This is a genomic window from Klebsiella sp. Ech2A, from assembly GCF_030078455.1.
GTDB classification, from domain to species: domain Bacteria; phylum Pseudomonadota; class Gammaproteobacteria; order Enterobacterales; family Enterobacteriaceae; genus Klebsiella; species Klebsiella terrigena.
In genome coordinates, this window is record NZ_JAQGFU010000293.1 from 1 (window position 1) to 3859 (window position 3859).

Consider the following 3859-nt stretch of genomic DNA (forward strand, 5'->3'; position numbering starts at 1 on the left):
GGACGTGTGGCTGGAGATCTCCCGCCAGTCGGCAAGGGCGGTGAGCGAGCTGGATAATCGCGGCATTACCACCCGCGATATCCTGACCGATAAGGCCATCGAAAACGCGATGGTGATCCACGCCGCGTTTGGCGGTTCAACCAACCTGCTGCTGCATATTCCGGCGGTTGCCCACGCGGCGGGCTGCACCATTCCCGACGTCGAGCACTGGACGCGCATCAACCGCAAGGTCCCGCGGCTGGTCAGCGTGCTGCCCAACGGCCCGGACTACCATCCGACGGTGCGCGCGTTCCTCGCCGGCGGCGTGCCGGAAGTGATGCTGCACCTGCGCGATCTCGGCCTGCTGCACCTCGACGCCATGACGGTCACGGGCCAGACGGTCGGGGAAAACCTCGACTGGTGGCAGGCCTCGGAGCGTCGGCAGAAGTTCCGCCAGTGCCTGCTGGAGCAGGACGGCGTCGATCCGGATGACGTGATCCTGCCGCCGGAGCGCGCCAGGGCGAAAGGGCTCACCTCGACGGTGGCCTTCCCGGTGGGCAACATCGCGCCGGAAGGATCGGTGATCAAAGCCACCGCCATTGATCCCTCGGTGGTGGACGACGACGGCGTGTATCGCCACACCGGCCGGGCGCGGGTATTTGTTTCGGAGGCGCGGGCGATCGGGGCGATTAAAAACGGCGAGATTGAGCGGGGCGATATCATGGTGGTGATCGGCGGCGGGCCGTCCGGCACCGGCATGGAGGAGACCTACCAGCTCACCTCGGCGCTGAAGCACGTGTCGTGGGGCAAAACGGTTTCGCTGATCACCGACGCGCGCTTCTCCGGCGTCTCGACCGGCGCCTGTTTTGGCCACGTGGCGCCCGAGGCGCTGGCGGGCGGGCCCATCGGCAAGCTGCGCGATAACGATATCATCGAGATCGTGGTTGACCGTCTGGCCCTGACCGGCAGCGTGAACTTTATCGGCACCGCGGAGGCGCGCCTGACGCCGGAAGAGGGCGCCCTGACGCTGGCGGCGAGAGCGCCACATCCGGATCTGCACCCGCACGATTTTTTACCGGACGATACGCGCCTCTGGGCCGCGCTGCAGTCGGTGAGCGGCGGAACCTGGAAAGGCTGTATTTATGATACCGATAAAATTATTGAGGTTATTAACGCCGGTAAAAAAGCCCTCGGCTTATAAATAATTAAGCGGTTAATTTTAGCCTGCGGAAAATATTCCGCGGGCGAATTTTCGTTGGCGTTAAAAGCCTATTTATTGAGTGTTTTGTTATTCAATAACTCGTTAAAAATAAAAGCTAAAAATATTTATTCAGTTTCCTCTTTATCCCAACCCTAATCACAAAAACAAAAAAACATAATTCATAAATTAAATATGGTCATTGCCGTAAAAACGAGCGGCTCATTACACTCTATTAACACGACAACGTGAATTAGGCACACGCATCACGGGTGTTTTCCTGACGACGCTGCGGGTATTTTTTTGCCCTCTTCAGGCCCCTGACGTTTGCATCATTCCACTCTCTGGGGTTGGGGATAAATATGCAATTAACCATGAAAGATAAAATTGGCTACGGGCTGGGTGACACCGCCTGCGGCTTTGTCTGGCAGGCGACAATGTTCCTGCTGGCCTATTTCTATACCGACGTCTTTGGGCTTTCCGCCGGGGTGATGGGCACGCTGTTCTTAATTTCGCGCGTGCTGGATGCCGTTACCGATCCGCTGATGGGGCTGCTGGTGGATCGTACCCGCACCCGCTACGGTCAGTTCCGCCCGTTCCTGCTGTGGGGGGCGATCCCGTTTGGCCTCGTCTGTATGCTGACCTTCTACACGCCGGACTTCTCCGCGCAGGGTAAAATCATCTACGCCAGCATCACCTATATCCTGCTGACGCTGGTGTACACCTTCGTCAACGTGCCCTACTGCGCGATGCCGGGGGTGATCACCGCCGATCCGAAAGAGCGCCACACGCTGCAGTCGTGGCGCTTTTTCCTCGCCGCCGCCGGATCGCTGGCGATCAGCGGTATCGCGCTGCCGCTGGTGGGGATCATCGGCAAGGGCAACGAGCAGGTGGGCTACTTTGGCGCGATGTGCGTGCTGGGGCTGACCGGCGTGGTGCTGCTGTACGTCTGCTTCTTTACCACCAAAGAGCGCTACACCTTTGAGGTGCAGCCGGGCGCTTCGGTGATGAAGGATCTCCGGCTGCTGTTCGGCAACACCCAGTGGCGGATCATGTGCACCTTCAAAATGATGGCGACCTGTTCCAACGTGGTGCGCGGCGGGGCGACGCTCTACTTCGTCAAATACGTGATGGATCACCCGGAGATGGCGATGCAGTTTCTGCTGTACGGCAGCATCGCCACCATGTTCGGCTCGCTGGCCTCGTCGCGCCTGCTGGGGCGCTTCGATCGGGTGAAGGCCTTCAAAGGAATTATCGTCGTCTATTCGCTGCTAAGCCTGCTGCTGTTCTTTATCCCTGCCGAACAGATTGGGCTGATTTTCGCGCTCAACATCGTTTTCCTGTTCATCTTTAACACCACCACGCCGCTGCAGTGGCTGATGGCCTCCGACGTGGTTGATTACGAAGAGAGCCGCAGCGGCCGCCGCCTCGACGGCCTGGTGTTCTCCACCTATCTGTTCAGCCTGAAGATTGGCCTGGCGATCGGCGGCGCGGTGGTGGGCTGGGTTCTCGCCTTTGTGAACTACTCCGCCAGCAGCAGCGTGCAGCCGGTGGAAGTGCTCACCACCATTAAAATCCTGTTCTGCGTGGTGCCGGTGGTGCTCTACGTCGGCATGTTCATCATGCTCTCGCTCTACAAGCTGAGCGACGAGCGCGTTGAGGCCATCAGCCGGGAGCTGCTTAAGCATCGCGCGGCGCAGAGTGAAGACGTTCCCGCCGCAGCGGCCGCAGCATCCAACTAAGAGGGAGGCACTATGTACACGATTACTAACCCGATTTTGACCGGCTTCAACCCCGACCCGTCCCTGTGCCGGCAGGGCGAGGATTACTACATCGCCACCTCCACCTTTGAGTGGTTTCCGGGTGTGCGCATTTACCACTCGCGGGATCTGAAAAACTGGTCGCTGGTCAGCACGCCGCTGGATCGCGTGTCGATGCTGGATATGAAAGGTAACCCTGACTCCGGCGGCATCTGGGCGCCGTGCCTGAGCTACGCCGACGGCCTGTTCTGGCTGCTGTATACCGATGTCAAAATCGTCGACTCGCCGTGGAAAAACGGCCGCAACTTTCTGGTGACCGCCCCGTCGGTCGAAGGCCCGTGGAGCGAACCGATTGCGATGGGCAACGGCGGCTTTGACCCGTCGCTGTTTCACGATAGCGACGGCCGAAAATACTACATCTATCGCCCGTGGGGGCCGCGCCACCACAGCGATCCGCACTGTACCATCGTCATGCAGGAGTATTTCCCGCAGACGCAAACCCTGGCGAAGACGCGCAAAACCCTGTTTACCGGCACCGACCTGCGCTACACCGAAGGGGCGCACCTGTACCGCAAAGAGGGCTGGTACTACCTGCTGGTGGCGGAGGGCGGCACCGGCTACGAGCACGCGGTGGTGCTGCGGGCGAAAAATATCGACGGGCCCTACGAGCTCTCTCCTGAGGTGACGCTGATGAGCAGCTGGCACCTGCCGGAGAACCCGCTGCAGAAAAGCGGCCACGGTTCGCTGCTGGAGACGCATACCGGCGAGTGGTATATGGCGTACCTTGTCAGCCGCCCGCAGCGCCTGCCCGGCGTGCCGCTGCTGGCGTCCGGCGGGCGCGGCTACTGCTCGCTGGGGCGGGAAACCGGCATTACGCCCGTCGCCTGGCGCGACGGCTGGCCGGGCACCGAGGGCGGCAAGC

3 protein-coding genes are annotated in these 3859 nt (G+C 60.5%); all 3 read left to right on the forward strand.

Annotated elements, in window-relative coordinates:
• Nucleotides 1-1180: dihydroxy-acid dehydratase domain-containing protein (locus PFH44_RS25650; protein WP_283826575.1), on the forward strand; the 1180-nt coding region annotated here is incomplete at its 5' end.
• Nucleotides 1181-1539: 359 nt separating this feature from the next.
• Nucleotides 1540-2919, forward strand: coding sequence for a glycoside-pentoside-hexuronide (GPH):cation symporter (locus PFH44_RS25655; RefSeq protein WP_283826576.1), 1380 nt, complete (start codon nucleotides 1540-1542; stop codon nucleotides 2917-2919).
• Nucleotides 2920-2931: 12 nt separating this feature from the next.
• Nucleotides 2932-3859: glycoside hydrolase family 43 protein (locus PFH44_RS25660; RefSeq protein WP_283826577.1), on the forward strand; the 928-nt coding region annotated here is incomplete at its 3' end.

Coding starts and splice junctions, on each gene's coding strand:
- PFH44_RS25655 (WP_283826576.1), top strand. CDS start 1,540: ATGCAATTAACCATGAAAGATAAAATTGGCTACGGGCTGGGTGACACC.